Below are 13,220 nucleotides of genomic sequence, written 5' to 3'. Positions count from 1 at the left end.
CGCGCTAGCTTGAGGTGCTAGTCCTCGTATTAGAGGGTGGGGGTTCAAGTCCCCCTCCGCGCACATCATTTCCCTAGTGGGAGGCGGTATGGCGGCCCCGGTGTTGACACCGGGGCCGTTTTCGTTGACACGAGCCCTGGCGTTCTGGGTTGGGGGACAAAATGTGTGTAAATCCCGGGTGTGTCATCTGTGGTGTCGTCCTGCCAGCCATGCAGCGTAGACTGACTCCGACTAGGCCGACCACCAGGAGGCAGCCGATGGCTCTCAAAGCTCCCGTATCCGAGGCGCACGTTCAGCGCGTCCTCGCTGAGGTTCAGGCCGGGCAGCAGACCGCCGGTGAGGAAATGACCCCCGAGGGGCTGGAGCTTCTCGCCCGCCAGGTGCGCGGCGAGATCACCGTGGACGAGGCTGTCGAAGTGATCGCCGCCCGTACGCGCGCACGCCTGGCTGATCGCTCCGCCTGAACCGTTCGGCGTCGGAATGTCTGATCGGTACACGTATCCGGGCAGCGATGTTCTGGTCAACGCGTTCGGCATCACCGACTACGACGACTGGAAAGATGCTGAGGCTGACTTCATCGGTGCCCGCATGGGTGCGCTGCACGAACACCCCATCGCTGGGCGCTACGACCTGGCGCACTTGCAGGCGATCCACCGACAGCTGACGCAGGATATGTATTCCTGGGGCGGGGAGATTCGCACCACTGACACCCATCCCGGCGGCACCGGCATTGCGCATTGTCGACCGCAGTTCATCGTTCCTGAGACCGAGCGTGTGTTTGGCGCACTCGCTGAGCGTGACTACTTGCGCGGGCTGGATGCGGATGCGTTCTCGGACGGCCTGGCGTGGGTGTGGGGTGAGACGACGGCGATCCATCCGTTCCGTGACGTGAACACGCGCAGTCAGCATGTCTTCTTCAACCAGTTCGCCCGCGATGCCGGATGGGTGATCGACTGGTCACAGATACCCGGCGACGTGTTCGGCCACGCCCGCACTCTGGCGATCGTGGAGGACCACTCAGGCATCGACGCTCTGATCCGTCCGAACCTCCACCCATTCGCCAGCACTGGGCAGCAGCGCCCGGCGCTCACGGTCGAACAGGTGCGCAGCTTCCAGGCACGCGGTATCTCGCGCACCCCCGAGGCACTGGATCGGGAACTCAACGCGGCGCGGGAGCGCCGCGACCTGATCCAATCTCCCCATGCGCTCGGGCACGGTGACGAGCCGGACAACGGTGGAAGTAGTCCGGGCCTAGGTCGGTAGCTCTTTTCGCCGATTCCTGCATCGTGTTCGCTTCGCCGATCCGCCGCACCCGAGGCAACGTCGTGACAGATCGACTTCAGAGTGAGGTAACAACTTCCGATCCGTTGGTGGTGACGCGCAACGCCTGGTCATCACACAGCGTAAGCAGCGGGTAGCTGTCACCGTAGGTCGTGACGATGCGCTCGATCAGTTCCGGCGGATAAGGCGGGAGCTTGCCGTCAGCGTGTGGGATCACGACGTTGTCGATGAGATTCAACCCGTCATCGCTGCGCAGCCCTGGTGCGCTGTCTCGGTCATCCATCAGCTCGGCTGGGGTGACAGACGGCCCGGCGATGATCGACCCGGCGCTGCACCCGATGTAAGGCAACCCGGCACGCACGCGATCAGCGAGCACATCACCCGTACCGTTGGAGCGCAACGCTTCGAGTAGAACGAACGTCTCACCACTGGCCACATAGACCGCATCGAACGAGTCCAGCACTCCGGCGAACGCTTCGGCGTCGGTCTCGCGGACGCGAATCTCAACAATCTCGTAGCCGAACGCCTCGACTCCGGCTCGCTCAACGGCAGCAAACGGCATATCTTCGGCGGCGTCGGAGATGTACCCGAGTCGAAGCGGCAGAGTGAGCTGGCCCTTGCACTGATCGAGGAAACCAGGTACCGCACCGGGATTGGTCGAGAGCAAGAGCAGATTCATACGCCAACGCTAGCAACCGCCTCTGGCTTCCTCTGCCTGACCGCGATTCAGCGCAGTTACTTTTCCCGGGCATCGGGGTGAGTCGGGGTAACACTCCCACCGCGGTAGCACACAGCAACCCGCTCACCTCCAACTCCGCCGAGATCATGGTTAGTTCACGTTTGGCGCGCAAAAATTGGGTCAAACCATGATCTCGGCGGAGTTGGAGGGGGAGGGTCGGTTCATCTAGATACCCAGCCCCACAGCCACCACGGGCATGGCAAATGCGCTCATCGGAATTGCCAACATCCCCAGCGACGCCGCACCCGCTATTCCCGCACAAGCGGCAACAGCCACACGGACAGTCTTGGGCCTTGCGTGCAGCTTGGTGAATACCAGCCACGCTGCCGCGGAACCCACACAAACTGCGCCTGCGATGAATCCCACCGAGGATCCGTGCGACTCCATGTCCTGCAAGTAGGCGATTGCCGTGGCAAGATACGCCGCGGCTGCCAGTAGCACCGTGGGCCACACCGTGGACGCGGACGCGCGGCGCCTGCACTCAGCTCCCGCTACACACAGCAACGGAAGCGTCAAGAGCAGGGAAGCCGCAATGCCGTGGCGCATGGTTTGGGTCGAATCCAGCGTAGCGCCAAACCACCACGACCCACTCAGCGCATAGGCCACAGCCACAGCACTACCTGCGGCACATAGAAACACAAGAATCGACACGCGACGTGCGCTTGGTAGGCGCCGCGCCACAACGACGTCGGGCCGAACGCTTGGCGTCACTCTCCCCGACTGGAACGTGACACCCATCGACAGCGCACTGACCGTTGCTGCCAGGACGACCACAACCAAGGGCGAGATGAGGCTGAAAGCGAGTATCGGCGTCGTTGCACCTGCACCAATCACTGTCAACGGCACCAGACCTGCACGTGGAAGGCGTGTTCTGCTCAGAGTTGCCTGTAGAAAAACTGCGAGGACGGCTGAACCCAGAACCCAAGCCCCAAGCGATAACCAAACCGTTGCCCGCCCCAGACCGACCAGGGGCGCTCCTTGATCTAAGGCTTGAAAGCCCATGTTCCAGGACAAGACCGTCAATGCGGCAAGAGCTGCTGCCGGAATGATCAGGAGCCCCGCGAGTAGGCCATCGCCATCCGACAAGATGCGCTGCGACCTTGCCAAGGCGGTTACCGACAATCCCAGAAGACAGGGTGCCGCAAAGAGCAGTCCACCGAGCAATGGCCAGATCGAGGCACCTGAGCCAAGTGGTGGGGCAAAGAGTGTCAATGCCGCCTGGGTAATAGCGGTTACCAAAGCTCCAAGCCCTGTCACCAGTGCAAAGGGGCCGTCCAGACGCAGACCCAGCCCATGGATGCGAGCCGCCCGCAGCTCTTCGGTAGATGGGGCGGACCGTCCATGGGCTTGGGCGTCGTCGAGGAGTAAGCCGAGTAACACCGGGCCGTGTTCCTGCCGCCAGCGCCGCGGGTACCAGCGTAAGAGACGGTGGAACGGGGAGAGGTCCATGGCTCTCAGGCTCCGATGATACCGGGACGCAGCCCCGCCCCGGTCGAGGATTCCAGGCTGGCCCTGGCAGCTTGTAGAGAATGCTCCAGCGCGGTGACCTCCCGACTCAGTCGATGCGCGCCTTCTGGAGTGATGACAAAGTATTGGCGAGCCCGTCCACTGATCACCTCTTGGCCGTCAGGCGCGATCAGCCCTTGGTCACTCATCCGCTCCAACGTGGCGTACAAAGTGGTCACTTTGAGAGCGACGTCGCCATGGGATTCCTGGCTGGCCCTCTGCATGATGTCGTAGCCGTGGGATCTGCCCCGATTGAGCACCGTCAAAATCCAGAACTCGGGTTGTTTGAGTCGAGGTGACATGGGATAAGAATACTCCCAAATTGGGACTATTCCCATACTCCTTCCCTTCCACCTCCGCCGAGATCATGGTTTGACCTAATTTTCGCGCGCCAAACGTCAACTAACCATGATCTCGGCGGAGTTGGAGGAGGTGGAGGGTGACGGCGCAGAGGAGGCCCACCACCACCAAGGCTGCCGACCACAGGATCACCGACACCCACCCAAAGCCGCTCCACAGGTGCGTGGAGAGGGTTCCGGACACGGTGGAACCTGCGTAATAGAAGATCAAGTACGCACTGGAGGCTTTGGCGGTGCTGATCTGCAACCGGTGCGCACGGTCCACCACCCACCCGCTGAGCATGGAGTGCGTGCCCATGAACGCGAACGTCAGCAGCCCCAGACCCACCAGCGCTGCCGGTAGTAGATCGGGGGAAGTCACCGCCACGGCAGCCCCCATGGCCAGCAGCCCCAGGACAACGGTGAAGACCCGCCCCCACCTGTCAGCCAACCGTCGGAAAATGCCGGGGGCAAGAATGCCGATGGGATAGGCCAGATAGACGACGGCGGCCTCGTTCCCCAAGTTGAACGGCTCCGCTTCCAGCCGCAGGGCGATCGCGTTGTAGGCACCCACGAACACCGCCATGATGACCCCGCCCAGCACGCAGATCAACGCCACTTGTCCATTGCGGAGAACCGTGAAGGGGCCCACCAGGACGTCATGGGCGGACTGGCGCACACCCAGCGGTCGATCCACAGGCAAGGCCAGCACCACCACGGCACCGATCAGCACCGAGAAACCACCCAGCACCCACGCGGAAACCTGCCAACCGCCCAGCTCGGACAGGGGTTGCGGGACCAACCGCCCCAAGGCTCCGCCCATGGCCGTGCCCGCAATGTAAACGGCATTGGCCGCCGGATGCGCAGCACTGTCCACCTGTTCACGCAAATACGCCAAGGCGATGGCGGGCAATCCAGCCAAAGCCAACCCGGAAAGCGCGCGCAACAGAAGGAAGATTTCCCACTGAGCTGCGAATGTGCAAGCCACCGTCAACAATCCAGACAGGACCAGCGAGCCGGACATCACCCAAATACGTCCCAGCGCATCCGCCAGGGGCCCGGCCAGCAGCAGCCCCACGATCATGGCCAACGTGGTGGCAGACAATGCCGCACCGGTATCGCCTTCAGGTACGTCAAAGGACCGAGCGAACTGCGGCAGCAGCGGCTGCACAAAATAAATCAGCGCAAAATTAGCCAATCCGCCCAGGGAAAGGGTGCCCAGAATTCGCCGATACTCGGGTGAACCCGCGGGGAAACCGGGGGAAGGCGTTGTGATGGACACCAGGCCACTCTATGCACAGAGCGCCGCAACGTCGTTCGCCCACCGGGCAGCGCGAGTCACGCACCCAGTGATGTCACCGCACGGGCATACAGTGGAACCAAGAGCAGCGCCCGCACACACAATTGCCCGGCACGGGGCGGGATGGGGAACGACGACGATGACCGACACTCCGGTGGGTGGAGCCAACGCATCCGATGGCAACGGCACGGATCAACGGGCTGCCCAGCTTGCCACGGCACACCGCCAAGTTGCCATTGTGCGTGAAGAGAAGCGCAACCTGGACCGCCAGTTGGCCACCGCAGGTCATCAGAATCAAAAGTTGCGGACCGCCTTGGAGGGCGCCCGGGATCAGATCAGCAAGCTCAAGAAAGCCTTGGAACATGATCTTGCCCTGCCGCTGTCGCTGGGGACGTTGATCCGAGTTGTCCCAGCCGGAAAATCGGGTGGGACCACAGACATCAGCACAGATGTGATGGTGGCTGGTCGCAACGTGCGGTGCGCGGTTTCTCCGTTGGTTGCGCAAGGCGCATTGGAGCCGGGGCGCCAGATCCTGGTGGATGAGCACTCGGTCGTCGTCGCTGTGTTGGGTTACGAGGCCACGGGCGAATTGGCCAGTGTCCGTGAAGTGGTGGATGCCACACGCGTTGTGACGGTGGGCCGTTCCGATGAAGAGCGCGTGCTGCGTTTGTCCGGGACCCTGCGCAAGAACCCGCCGCAGCCGGGGCAGACGGTCAGCATTGACCACCGCACGGGCTTTGCGCTGGAGGTGGTCAAGCGGACCGGCATGGAGGAGCTGGTTCTGGAGGAAGTGCCCGATGTGCGCTACCAGGACATTGGTGGTCTGGGTACGGAGATCGAGGCCATCAAGGACGCCGTGGAACTGCCCTTTGTCCACCCGGACCTGTACCGCCAGCACAAGCTCACTCCGCCCAAAGGTATTTTGCTCTACGGCCCACCCGGCAATGGCAAAACCATGATTGCCAAAGCTGTGGCGCGTTCCTTGGCTGAGCGCGCGGCGGAAAAGTCTGGGCGCGAACAGGCCAAAGGCTACTTTCTGAACATCAAGGGCCCAGAGCTTCTGGACAAGTACGTGGGGGAGACCGAGCGGCAGATCCGGCAAATTTTCAGCCGGGCCAGGGAACAAGCTGAAGCCGGAATTCCCGTGGTGGTGTTTTTCGATGAAATGGATTCACTGTTCCGCACCCGCGGGTCGGGCGTTTCATCTGATGTGGAAACCACCATTGTCCCGCAACTCCTCACGGAAATTGACGGCGTTGAAAAGCTGGACAATGTGATCATTGTGGGGGCCACCAACCGGGAAGACATGATTGATCCTGCCGTGCTGCGGCCGGGGCGGTTGGACGTGAAGATTCGCATTGATCGCCCGGATGCCGTGGGTGCCCGTGAAATCTTTGCCTTGTACCTCACACCAGACTTGCCGCTACAGCAGGAGGCGATCATTGAGGCAGGTTCCCGGGAAGCCGCCGCGGAGGCGCTGATCAACACCGGGGTGGAGGCCATGTACGCCCAATCGGATGCCACCCGCTTCTTGGAGATCACCTATAAGAATGGCGAGCGAGAGACCCTGTGGTTCTCCGACTTTGTGTCTGGCGCAGTGATCAGAAACATTGTGGACCGGGCCAAAAAACAGGCGATCAAAGATCTGTTGACCCATAAAGTGCGCGGTATTTCCAAGGATCACGTGCGCCAAGCTGTGGCACAGGAATTCATGGAACAGCAGGATCTCCCGGATACCTCCGATCCAGAAGATTGGGCCCGTATCTCTGGGCGGCGCGGGGACACCATTGCCGATCTGCGGATTGTCATGCACCGTGGCCCACGCCCCGAAGAGCGGGAGGGGGCATCAGCGTGAGTGTGTGCCGAGTGATGGGTGCAGAAACGGAGTTTGGTGTTCTGGCTCCCCAAAAACCACATGCCAATGCCACGGTGCTGTCCACCAGGGTGGTCACGGCTTACGCAGCGCTGGTTCGCCGCGAACTGGGAGCCTCCAGCCAGAGCGTGCCGGACTTTGACTACAGTTCGGAATCCCCGCTTCAAGACGCCCGTGGCTTCCAGATGGAACGCTCCAAGGCCCACCCCACACAGCTCACAGATCAGGCACCCGTACTGACCAGTGACGAGATTGCTGCGGAAGCCCTGGCTGAACAAGGCATGTGGGAGGACTACACAGCGCGGATTGTGATGAACACTGTTCTGCCCAACGGGGCCCGGCTGTATGTGGATCACTCGCATCCCGAATACTCTTCACCGGAGGTACTGACCCCGCGTGATGCCGTGCTGTATGACTTGGCCGGTGACGCCGTGGCGGCCGTTGTGGTGGATGTGTTGGCGGCTTCCGCCGAGTCCACCGGTCTGGAACCCATCCACCTTTACAAGAACAATACGGATGGAAAGTCCGCGTCCTATGGTTCCCACGAAAACTACTTGATTCCACGTGACACCAACCTGGACCGGCTGCACCAAGCCCTTCTGCCGTTTTTTGCCTCCCGCCAGGTGATGTGCGGTGCAGGTCGCGTGGGAATCGGCCAGGACGGTTCCACCGCAGGGTTCCAAATCAGCCAGCGTGCAGATTTTTTTGAACGCCAGGTGGGTTTGGAAACCACGGTACGGCGCCCCATTGTGAACACCCGCGATGAACCCCACGCCGATGACACCAAATATCGGCGCCTTCACGTGATCGTGGGGGATGCTAACCTGGCGCATTACTCACAGCTTCTCAAGTTCGGCACCACTTCCTTGGTGCTGCGACTGGTGGAGGAACACGCGGTTCCGGAGTTGGAACTCCACGATCCCGTGCGCGCCGTGCACACCATCAGCCACGATCCTTCTTTACAAGCCACAGTGGCAACCCGTGACGGTCGCCAGTTGACCGGGTTGGAGATCCAGCGGATTTTCCTGGAGGCCGCTGAAGCCTTGGAAGGCCCGGCGGCGGACTCCCACACCCGGGAAATCCTGGACCTGTGGCGCAACACCCTGGACACGTTGGAAGCTGACCCCATGGCCTTGGCCGATCGGTTGGACTGGGTGGCCAAGTACCAGGTGCTCCAGACCTACCGTGAACGCGGAAACTTGGAGTGGTCATCCCCGCAATTGGCTGCCATTGATCTCCAGTACCACGATGTCAACCCCGCCAAAGGTCTCTACCACCGGCTGGCGGCAGCCGGCCGGATGCAGACCTTGTTCACGGAACGTGAGATCAAGGCTGCCGCGTGGCAACCGCCGGCTGACACCCGTGCAGATTTCCGCGGACGCTTGGTGGCTGCCTTCCCGGATGATGTGATCGCAGCCGGTTGGGACACCGCCTCCGTCAAGTTCCGCGGGGTTCACCGCGGCGCCCGCACGATCATGCCCGAGCCCACGGCGCTGACCCAGGCCCAGACCCACACGTGGTGGCAATCGGAATCGGTGGAGGAACTGTTCCAACATCTGCAACGATCACACCCTGAGTGGGTCACGGCCTCCACATCCACCTGACGGACAAGCGTTCCAAGCACACCACAACCCGGGCGCAGTCCGTGAAGCAGCGTCAACTGCGCGGCACCGTGGAAGCCTGCTTCACCAGAGAAGTCCCTACCACCGCTGTAGCGGTAAGACCGCAAGAAGTGTCAGAAAGCGTCAGAACAGGAGAACACCATGGCCCAGGAACGAATCAGCTCCACGGGATCTCAGCGGGAGGAGGACTCCGCCCTCCCGGAACCGGCACCCACCCCAGCACCGGGTGGCCCCACGGCTGCGGCCCAGGCACAGGCCAGCCAGGCAGATGACCTCCTGGCTGACATTGACGCGGTCCTGGAGGCGAACGCAGAAGAGTTCGTCAAGGGGTTTGTGCAGAAGGGCGGTCAGTGACCCCATGGATCGCCGGATCATGGGGCTGGAAACCGAATTCGGACTGGTCCACACGGTGCCCAGCGGTGCTGCCATGTCCCCGGACGACGCCGCACGCAAACTCTTCCGCCCCATAGTGGAGTGGGGCCGCTCCTCCAATGTGTTCCTGCCCAACGGGGCACGGCTGTACTTGGACGTGGGCTCCCACCCTGAATACGCCACGGCGGAATGTGCCACGGTGGAGGACACCGTGGCCCACGACCGTGCCGGTGAGTTGATCGTGGATGGCATGCGCCAAAAGCTGGAAGCGCAGCTGGCGGGGGAGGGCACCGGAGGGTCGGTCTACCTGTTCAAGAACAATGTGGACTCCGCCGGTAACTCCTTTGGATCTCATGAGAACTACATGATCGCCCGTTCCACCCGCTTTGCGCGTCTTGTGGCTCATTTGATTCCATTTTTGGTGACACGGCAGCTCGTGTCCGGTGCCGGACGGGTGCACCCAACGGGGCCAGTGGATTTTGGGCAGCGCCAGTTCACCCGGACCCCGGGCGTGGCCTCCTATTCCTTCTCCCAGCGTGCCGATCACATCTGGGAGGATTCCTCCTCCTCGACCACGCGGGCACGCCCGCTCATCAACACCCGGGACGAACCCCACGGGGATGCCGAACGCTTCCGGCGCCTTCACGTGATTGTGGGGGACTCCACCATGTCCACCACCACCACGGCATTGCGCCTGGGCGCCACAGACCTGATGCTGCGCGTCATTGAGTCCGGAAACGTGCTGGTGGATCGGACGCTGAAGGATCCAGCGTTGGCGCTACGCCAGATATCGCATGACCTCACGGGCACCACTTGCGTAGATCTGGCGGATGGCAGTCAACGTTCTGCCTTGGATTTGCAGTACGAATACCTGGAAACTGTCACGCGGTTTGTGCAGGCTCATGGCGCCCATCATGACCGCGTGCCGTGGGTTCTGGACCTGTGGGAACGCACGTTGGCAGCCGTGCAACAGCAGGATCACACGGGGATTGACACTGAAATCGACTGGGCCATCAAAAAGAAACTCCTGGATTCATGGGTGGTCCGTCACGGCGGCGATTATTCGGCACCCCGGATAGCCCAGATGGATTTGGCTTATCACGACATCGCCCCCAAACGCGGTTTGTTCCGCATGCTGGAAGAACGCGGGATGGCCGCCCGTCTGCCGGGCACTGATGGTTCGGAGGCTCAGACTGCCGTGGACACCCCGCCTGCAACCCGCGCCCAGATCCGCGGAGCCCTGGTTCAAGCTGCCCTGGATGCCGGGCAACACACCACCATCGACTGGGTCAACGTCAAGGTCAACGGACCCACACAGCGGATCGTGACCCTCCGGGATCCGTTCCTCACTCACGACGACGACGCAGCTGCCCTCCTGGCAGATCTCCGTCAGGAAGCGCAGCGCACCACACCTCTTCCACCGGCTCCGCCCATCATTTAGGCCCACCATTCAGACAGTGGCGGCATCACCTAGACAGCGGTGAGTCGTCAGGCTGCCAAGTCGATGGTTTGGGGACCCCAGCGCAGATAACGGCAGATGGTGACGGCGGCATCCAGAGCTGAGGTGTAGTCGCGGTGGGATTGCCGGGTGACCAGGGCGCCGTCGCCAGTGTGAATGGTGAGTTTCCACCGGGAGTGGTCACGCAGAGCAGCAAACCAAGTGGTGCTGATTTCCACCACGGGAATACCAACACATTGACTGGCAGCTCCGGCGGGAAGAGGCAGGGGGTCAACCACGGCGTCCTTGCCGAAAGTTGTGGGGAAGTGCTCGGACACAGGTTCTCCTGAAGAACAGACCAGCCTGCGGCTGGCGGTATGACACGGGGGAATGTCTTACTGCGGAACAACTGTGGACAGCATACGCGCTGAGTAGGTTAAGTGGATGACATGTTCATGTTTTACCATCTAGTGCCTTCTATGTGTCGAGATAACATGCAAAGGCACATCACCAATAGGCGGGAAGGCGTGATCATGGCGCACTCAGCACAGCGGAAGCCCAAGGTTCTGACCTCTGGTCTTTCTGTGCTGATCGTGCTGAGCACCGCCACTGGCCTGAGTTCCTGCGGCTTCTCGGCCTCCAGCCCACGTGGGGTGACGCAGAATTTCATTTCTGCCATGCAGGACAAGGATTGGGAAGCGGCCTGCCAATCTCTCTCTCAGGATTTCATTCACCGTCACATGAATGGCGACTCCCGCTTTTGCGTCAATTATTTGGAGCAATGGCACGGTGGCGGCAACACATTTGAGGGGATGTCTGTCCCCTCTCAGGAGACTGAAACCCGTTCCGATGGCACGTTGGTCACGGTGGACCTTGCCGATGGCTCCACCGATCGCGCGCGGGTGGTCGATCAGAACGGGGAGCTGAAACTGTCTCGCTACCCCGGCCAGGACCGCGGCGCCCGCTAGGCAACGGCGCCCGCTAGGCAAAAGTGACGCACCGTCCTGCGGACACACGCCGGTCCAGCGTGGTGAAGGGGCGGATACGGAGGTGTGCGCTGTGGCCATGTTCTAGCCTGGACTCATCAACCCGCACGGCCACGTACCCACCGGCGCGCAACCGTGCGGGCCCGTGAACCCGTAGGAGTAGCGCATGAGTGTCCAGGACGCAGCCACCCCGCACGATGAAGCAGTTGAGATCGCTCGGAATTTGATCCGGATAGACACCTCGAATTTCGGCAGCGGAGATTCCAAGGGTGAGCGGCGCGCCGCCGAGTACACGGCGGGCCTGCTGGAAGAAGTCGGCCTGCAGACCACCCTGCTGGAGTCTGCTCCCGGACGCGCCAACGTGTTTGCACGAGTTCCGGGCACGGACCCAGCCGCACCGGCACTTCTGGTGCACGGGCACCTTGATGTTGTGCCCGCCATGGCTGAGGACTGGTCTTTGGATCCATTCGGCGCGGAAGTGCACGACGGCATGATCTGGGGCCGCGGAGCCGTGGACATGAAGGACATGGACGCCATGATGCTCTCCGTGGTGCGGCACATGCAGCGCACCGGGCAGCGGCCACAACGCGATATTGTGATCGGCTTTTTTGCCGACGAGGAAGCCGGCATGGAATACGGCTCCAAATGGGTGGTGGAGAAGCACCCGGAGGTTTTCGACGGCGTCACGGATGCCATCAGTGAAGTCGGAGGCTACTCGGCCACCATTGGCGGGCAACGGGCCTACCTTTTGCAAACGGCGGAGAAGGGCCTGATGTGGCTCAAACTCCACGCCCAAGGCACGGCCGGACATGGCTCCCAGGTCAATCACGACAACCCCGTGACCACCCTGTCCCGAGCTATTGCAAACATTGGGGAATACCAGTGGCCCATTGAGCTGACCAAAACCACCCGCCAGTTCTTGGACTCGGTGACGGAGCTGACCGGCGTCGAATTTGATCCCCAGAACCCTCAGAAGTTGCTCAACGAGTTGGGTTCGGTGGCTCGTTTTGTGGGTGCCACGTTGCAGAACACAGCCAATCCCACGCAGTTGGCTTCCGGTTACAAAACCAACGTGATTCCGGGTTCGGCTGTGGCTGGGCTGGACGTTCGGTATCTCCCGGAGCAACGCGAACACGTGCTCGCCAAGCTGCAGGAACTGGCGGGGGAGAAGGTGCGGATCGAATTTGAATCCGACCAGATCGGGCTGGAAGTGCCGTTCTCCGGCACCGTGGTGGATGCCATGGTGGATGCGCTCCAAGTCCACGACCCGGATGCCGTGGTCCTCCCGTACATGCTCTCCGCCGGCACCGACAACAAATCTCTGGATGCTCTGGGCATCACCGGTTACGGCTTTGTGCCCTTGCGCCTGCCCGATGAACTGGACTTCCCCGCCATGTTCCACGGGGTGGATGAACGGGTGCCCATCGAGTCGCTGAACTTCGGCGCGGATGTCCTGCACACCCTGCTCACCAACTACTGAAGCGGTGTGGGCACCGAACTAGAGGGTGCTGCGGACCCGCATCACCCGCCGTCGCATCCAGAACTTGCGGGTTCCCCCGTACAGGTGCACTGAACGCGTCAGCTCCCACTTTCCGTATTCGGCGTGTTCGGTCAACCGGGCACGGGCCTCCGACACGCGTTCGCCGGGGGCCACCGTGAGCACCAAATACTCAAAGCGTTGCTCCGGGTCCCAGGTGATTCTTGCCGTGCTCTGCACGATTTGCTCTTTCATCCCTCCCCATTCTGCCCGCGGACGGGTAACGTC

Annotated in this window: 14 protein-coding genes; 8 read left to right on the top strand and 6 right to left on the bottom strand. The window is 61.8% G+C overall.

Going from position 1 to position 13,220, the window contains the following annotated elements:
- The first annotated feature begins 257 nt into the window (after nucleotides 1-257).
- A complete protein-coding gene (locus tag Q4G32_RS13165; RefSeq protein ID WP_303352093.1) occupies nucleotides 258-464 on the top strand; it encodes a hypothetical protein in 207 nt (68 codons plus the stop codon).
- A gap of 16 nt (nucleotides 465-480) precedes the next feature.
- The gene (locus Q4G32_RS13160; protein ID WP_303352090.1) at nucleotides 481-1,263 is read left to right on the top strand and encodes a Fic/DOC family protein; all 783 of its coding nucleotides are present in this window, start codon (nucleotides 481-483) and stop codon (nucleotides 1,261-1,263) included.
- A 76-nt stretch (nucleotides 1,264-1,339) separates the two neighbouring features.
- Here the strand turns inward: Q4G32_RS13160 and Q4G32_RS13155 are convergent, their stop codons facing one another.
- From Q4G32_RS13155 to Q4G32_RS13140, 4 genes are all read right to left on the bottom strand, one after another.
- Nucleotides 1,340-1,960, bottom strand: coding sequence for a Type 1 glutamine amidotransferase-like domain-containing protein (locus Q4G32_RS13155; protein ID WP_303352088.1), 621 nt, complete (start codon nucleotides 1,958-1,960; stop codon nucleotides 1,340-1,342).
- Between the two features lie 225 nt (nucleotides 1,961-2,185).
- Entirely contained in the window at nucleotides 2,186-3,469 is a 1,284-nt protein-coding gene (locus Q4G32_RS13150) for a hypothetical protein (protein WP_303352085.1), read from the bottom strand.
- A 5-nt stretch (nucleotides 3,470-3,474) separates the two neighbouring features.
- Nucleotides 3,475-3,828, bottom strand: a complete 354-nt coding sequence (locus Q4G32_RS13145; protein WP_303352083.1) for a PadR family transcriptional regulator — start codon at nucleotides 3,826-3,828, stop codon at nucleotides 3,475-3,477.
- A gap of 100 nt (nucleotides 3,829-3,928) precedes the next feature.
- Nucleotides 3,929-5,146: an MFS transporter gene (locus tag Q4G32_RS13140; protein WP_303352081.1), complete on the bottom strand. Its 1,218-nt coding sequence runs from the start codon at nucleotides 5,144-5,146 to the stop codon at nucleotides 3,929-3,931.
- 157 nt (nucleotides 5,147-5,303) lie between these two features.
- Here Q4G32_RS13140 and arc point away from each other — a divergent pair, with 157 nt between their 5' ends.
- From arc to pafA, 4 genes are all read left to right on the top strand, one after another.
- Nucleotides 5,304-7,019 (top strand): proteasome ATPase, encoded by a 1,716-nt coding sequence (gene arc / locus Q4G32_RS13135; RefSeq protein WP_303352078.1) that lies wholly within the window; start codon nucleotides 5,304-5,306, stop codon nucleotides 7,017-7,019.
- Between the two features lie 14 nt (nucleotides 7,020-7,033).
- Nucleotides 7,034-8,641 (top strand): depupylase/deamidase Dop, encoded by a 1,608-nt coding sequence (dop, locus tag Q4G32_RS13130; protein WP_303352076.1) that lies wholly within the window; start codon nucleotides 7,034-7,036, stop codon nucleotides 8,639-8,641.
- Between the two features lie 159 nt (nucleotides 8,642-8,800).
- Nucleotides 8,801-9,013, top strand: coding sequence for a ubiquitin-like protein Pup (locus Q4G32_RS13125; protein ID WP_303352073.1), 213 nt, complete (start codon nucleotides 8,801-8,803; stop codon nucleotides 9,011-9,013).
- A gap of 4 nt (nucleotides 9,014-9,017) precedes the next feature.
- The gene (pafA, locus tag Q4G32_RS13120; RefSeq protein ID WP_303352049.1) at nucleotides 9,018-10,472 is read left to right on the top strand and encodes a Pup--protein ligase; all 1,455 of its coding nucleotides are present in this window, start codon (nucleotides 9,018-9,020) and stop codon (nucleotides 10,470-10,472) included.
- 47 nt (nucleotides 10,473-10,519) lie between these two features.
- Here pafA and Q4G32_RS13115 read toward each other — a convergent pair whose 3' ends face one another.
- Nucleotides 10,520-10,807, bottom strand: coding sequence for a hypothetical protein (locus tag Q4G32_RS13115; protein WP_303352048.1), 288 nt, complete (start codon nucleotides 10,805-10,807; stop codon nucleotides 10,520-10,522).
- A 195-nt stretch (nucleotides 10,808-11,002) separates the two neighbouring features.
- Between Q4G32_RS13115 and Q4G32_RS13110 the strand changes: the two genes are divergently transcribed.
- Both Q4G32_RS13110 and Q4G32_RS13105 read left to right on the top strand, forming a co-directional pair.
- The gene (locus Q4G32_RS13110; protein ID WP_303352046.1) at nucleotides 11,003-11,437 is read left to right on the top strand and encodes a hypothetical protein; all 435 of its coding nucleotides are present in this window, start codon (nucleotides 11,003-11,005) and stop codon (nucleotides 11,435-11,437) included.
- Nucleotides 11,438-11,621: 184 nt separating this feature from the next.
- The gene (locus tag Q4G32_RS13105) at nucleotides 11,622-12,935 is read left to right on the top strand and encodes a M20/M25/M40 family metallo-hydrolase (RefSeq protein ID WP_303352044.1); all 1,314 of its coding nucleotides are present in this window, start codon (nucleotides 11,622-11,624) and stop codon (nucleotides 12,933-12,935) included.
- A gap of 18 nt (nucleotides 12,936-12,953) precedes the next feature.
- On the opposite strand, the gene Q4G32_RS13100 is transcribed toward Q4G32_RS13105, so the two are convergent.
- The gene (locus Q4G32_RS13100; RefSeq protein WP_303352043.1) at nucleotides 12,954-13,187 is read right to left on the bottom strand and encodes a DUF5703 family protein; all 234 of its coding nucleotides are present in this window, start codon (nucleotides 13,185-13,187) and stop codon (nucleotides 12,954-12,956) included.
- Between the last annotated feature and the right edge of the window lie 33 nt (nucleotides 13,188-13,220).

The organism is Kocuria sp., from assembly GCF_030538595.1.
In the GTDB taxonomy this organism is placed as follows: domain Bacteria; phylum Actinomycetota; class Actinomycetes; order Actinomycetales; family Micrococcaceae; genus Kocuria.
Note: the sequence above shows the minus strand (reverse complement) of the source record. Positions and strands in the feature narration are given on the sequence as shown.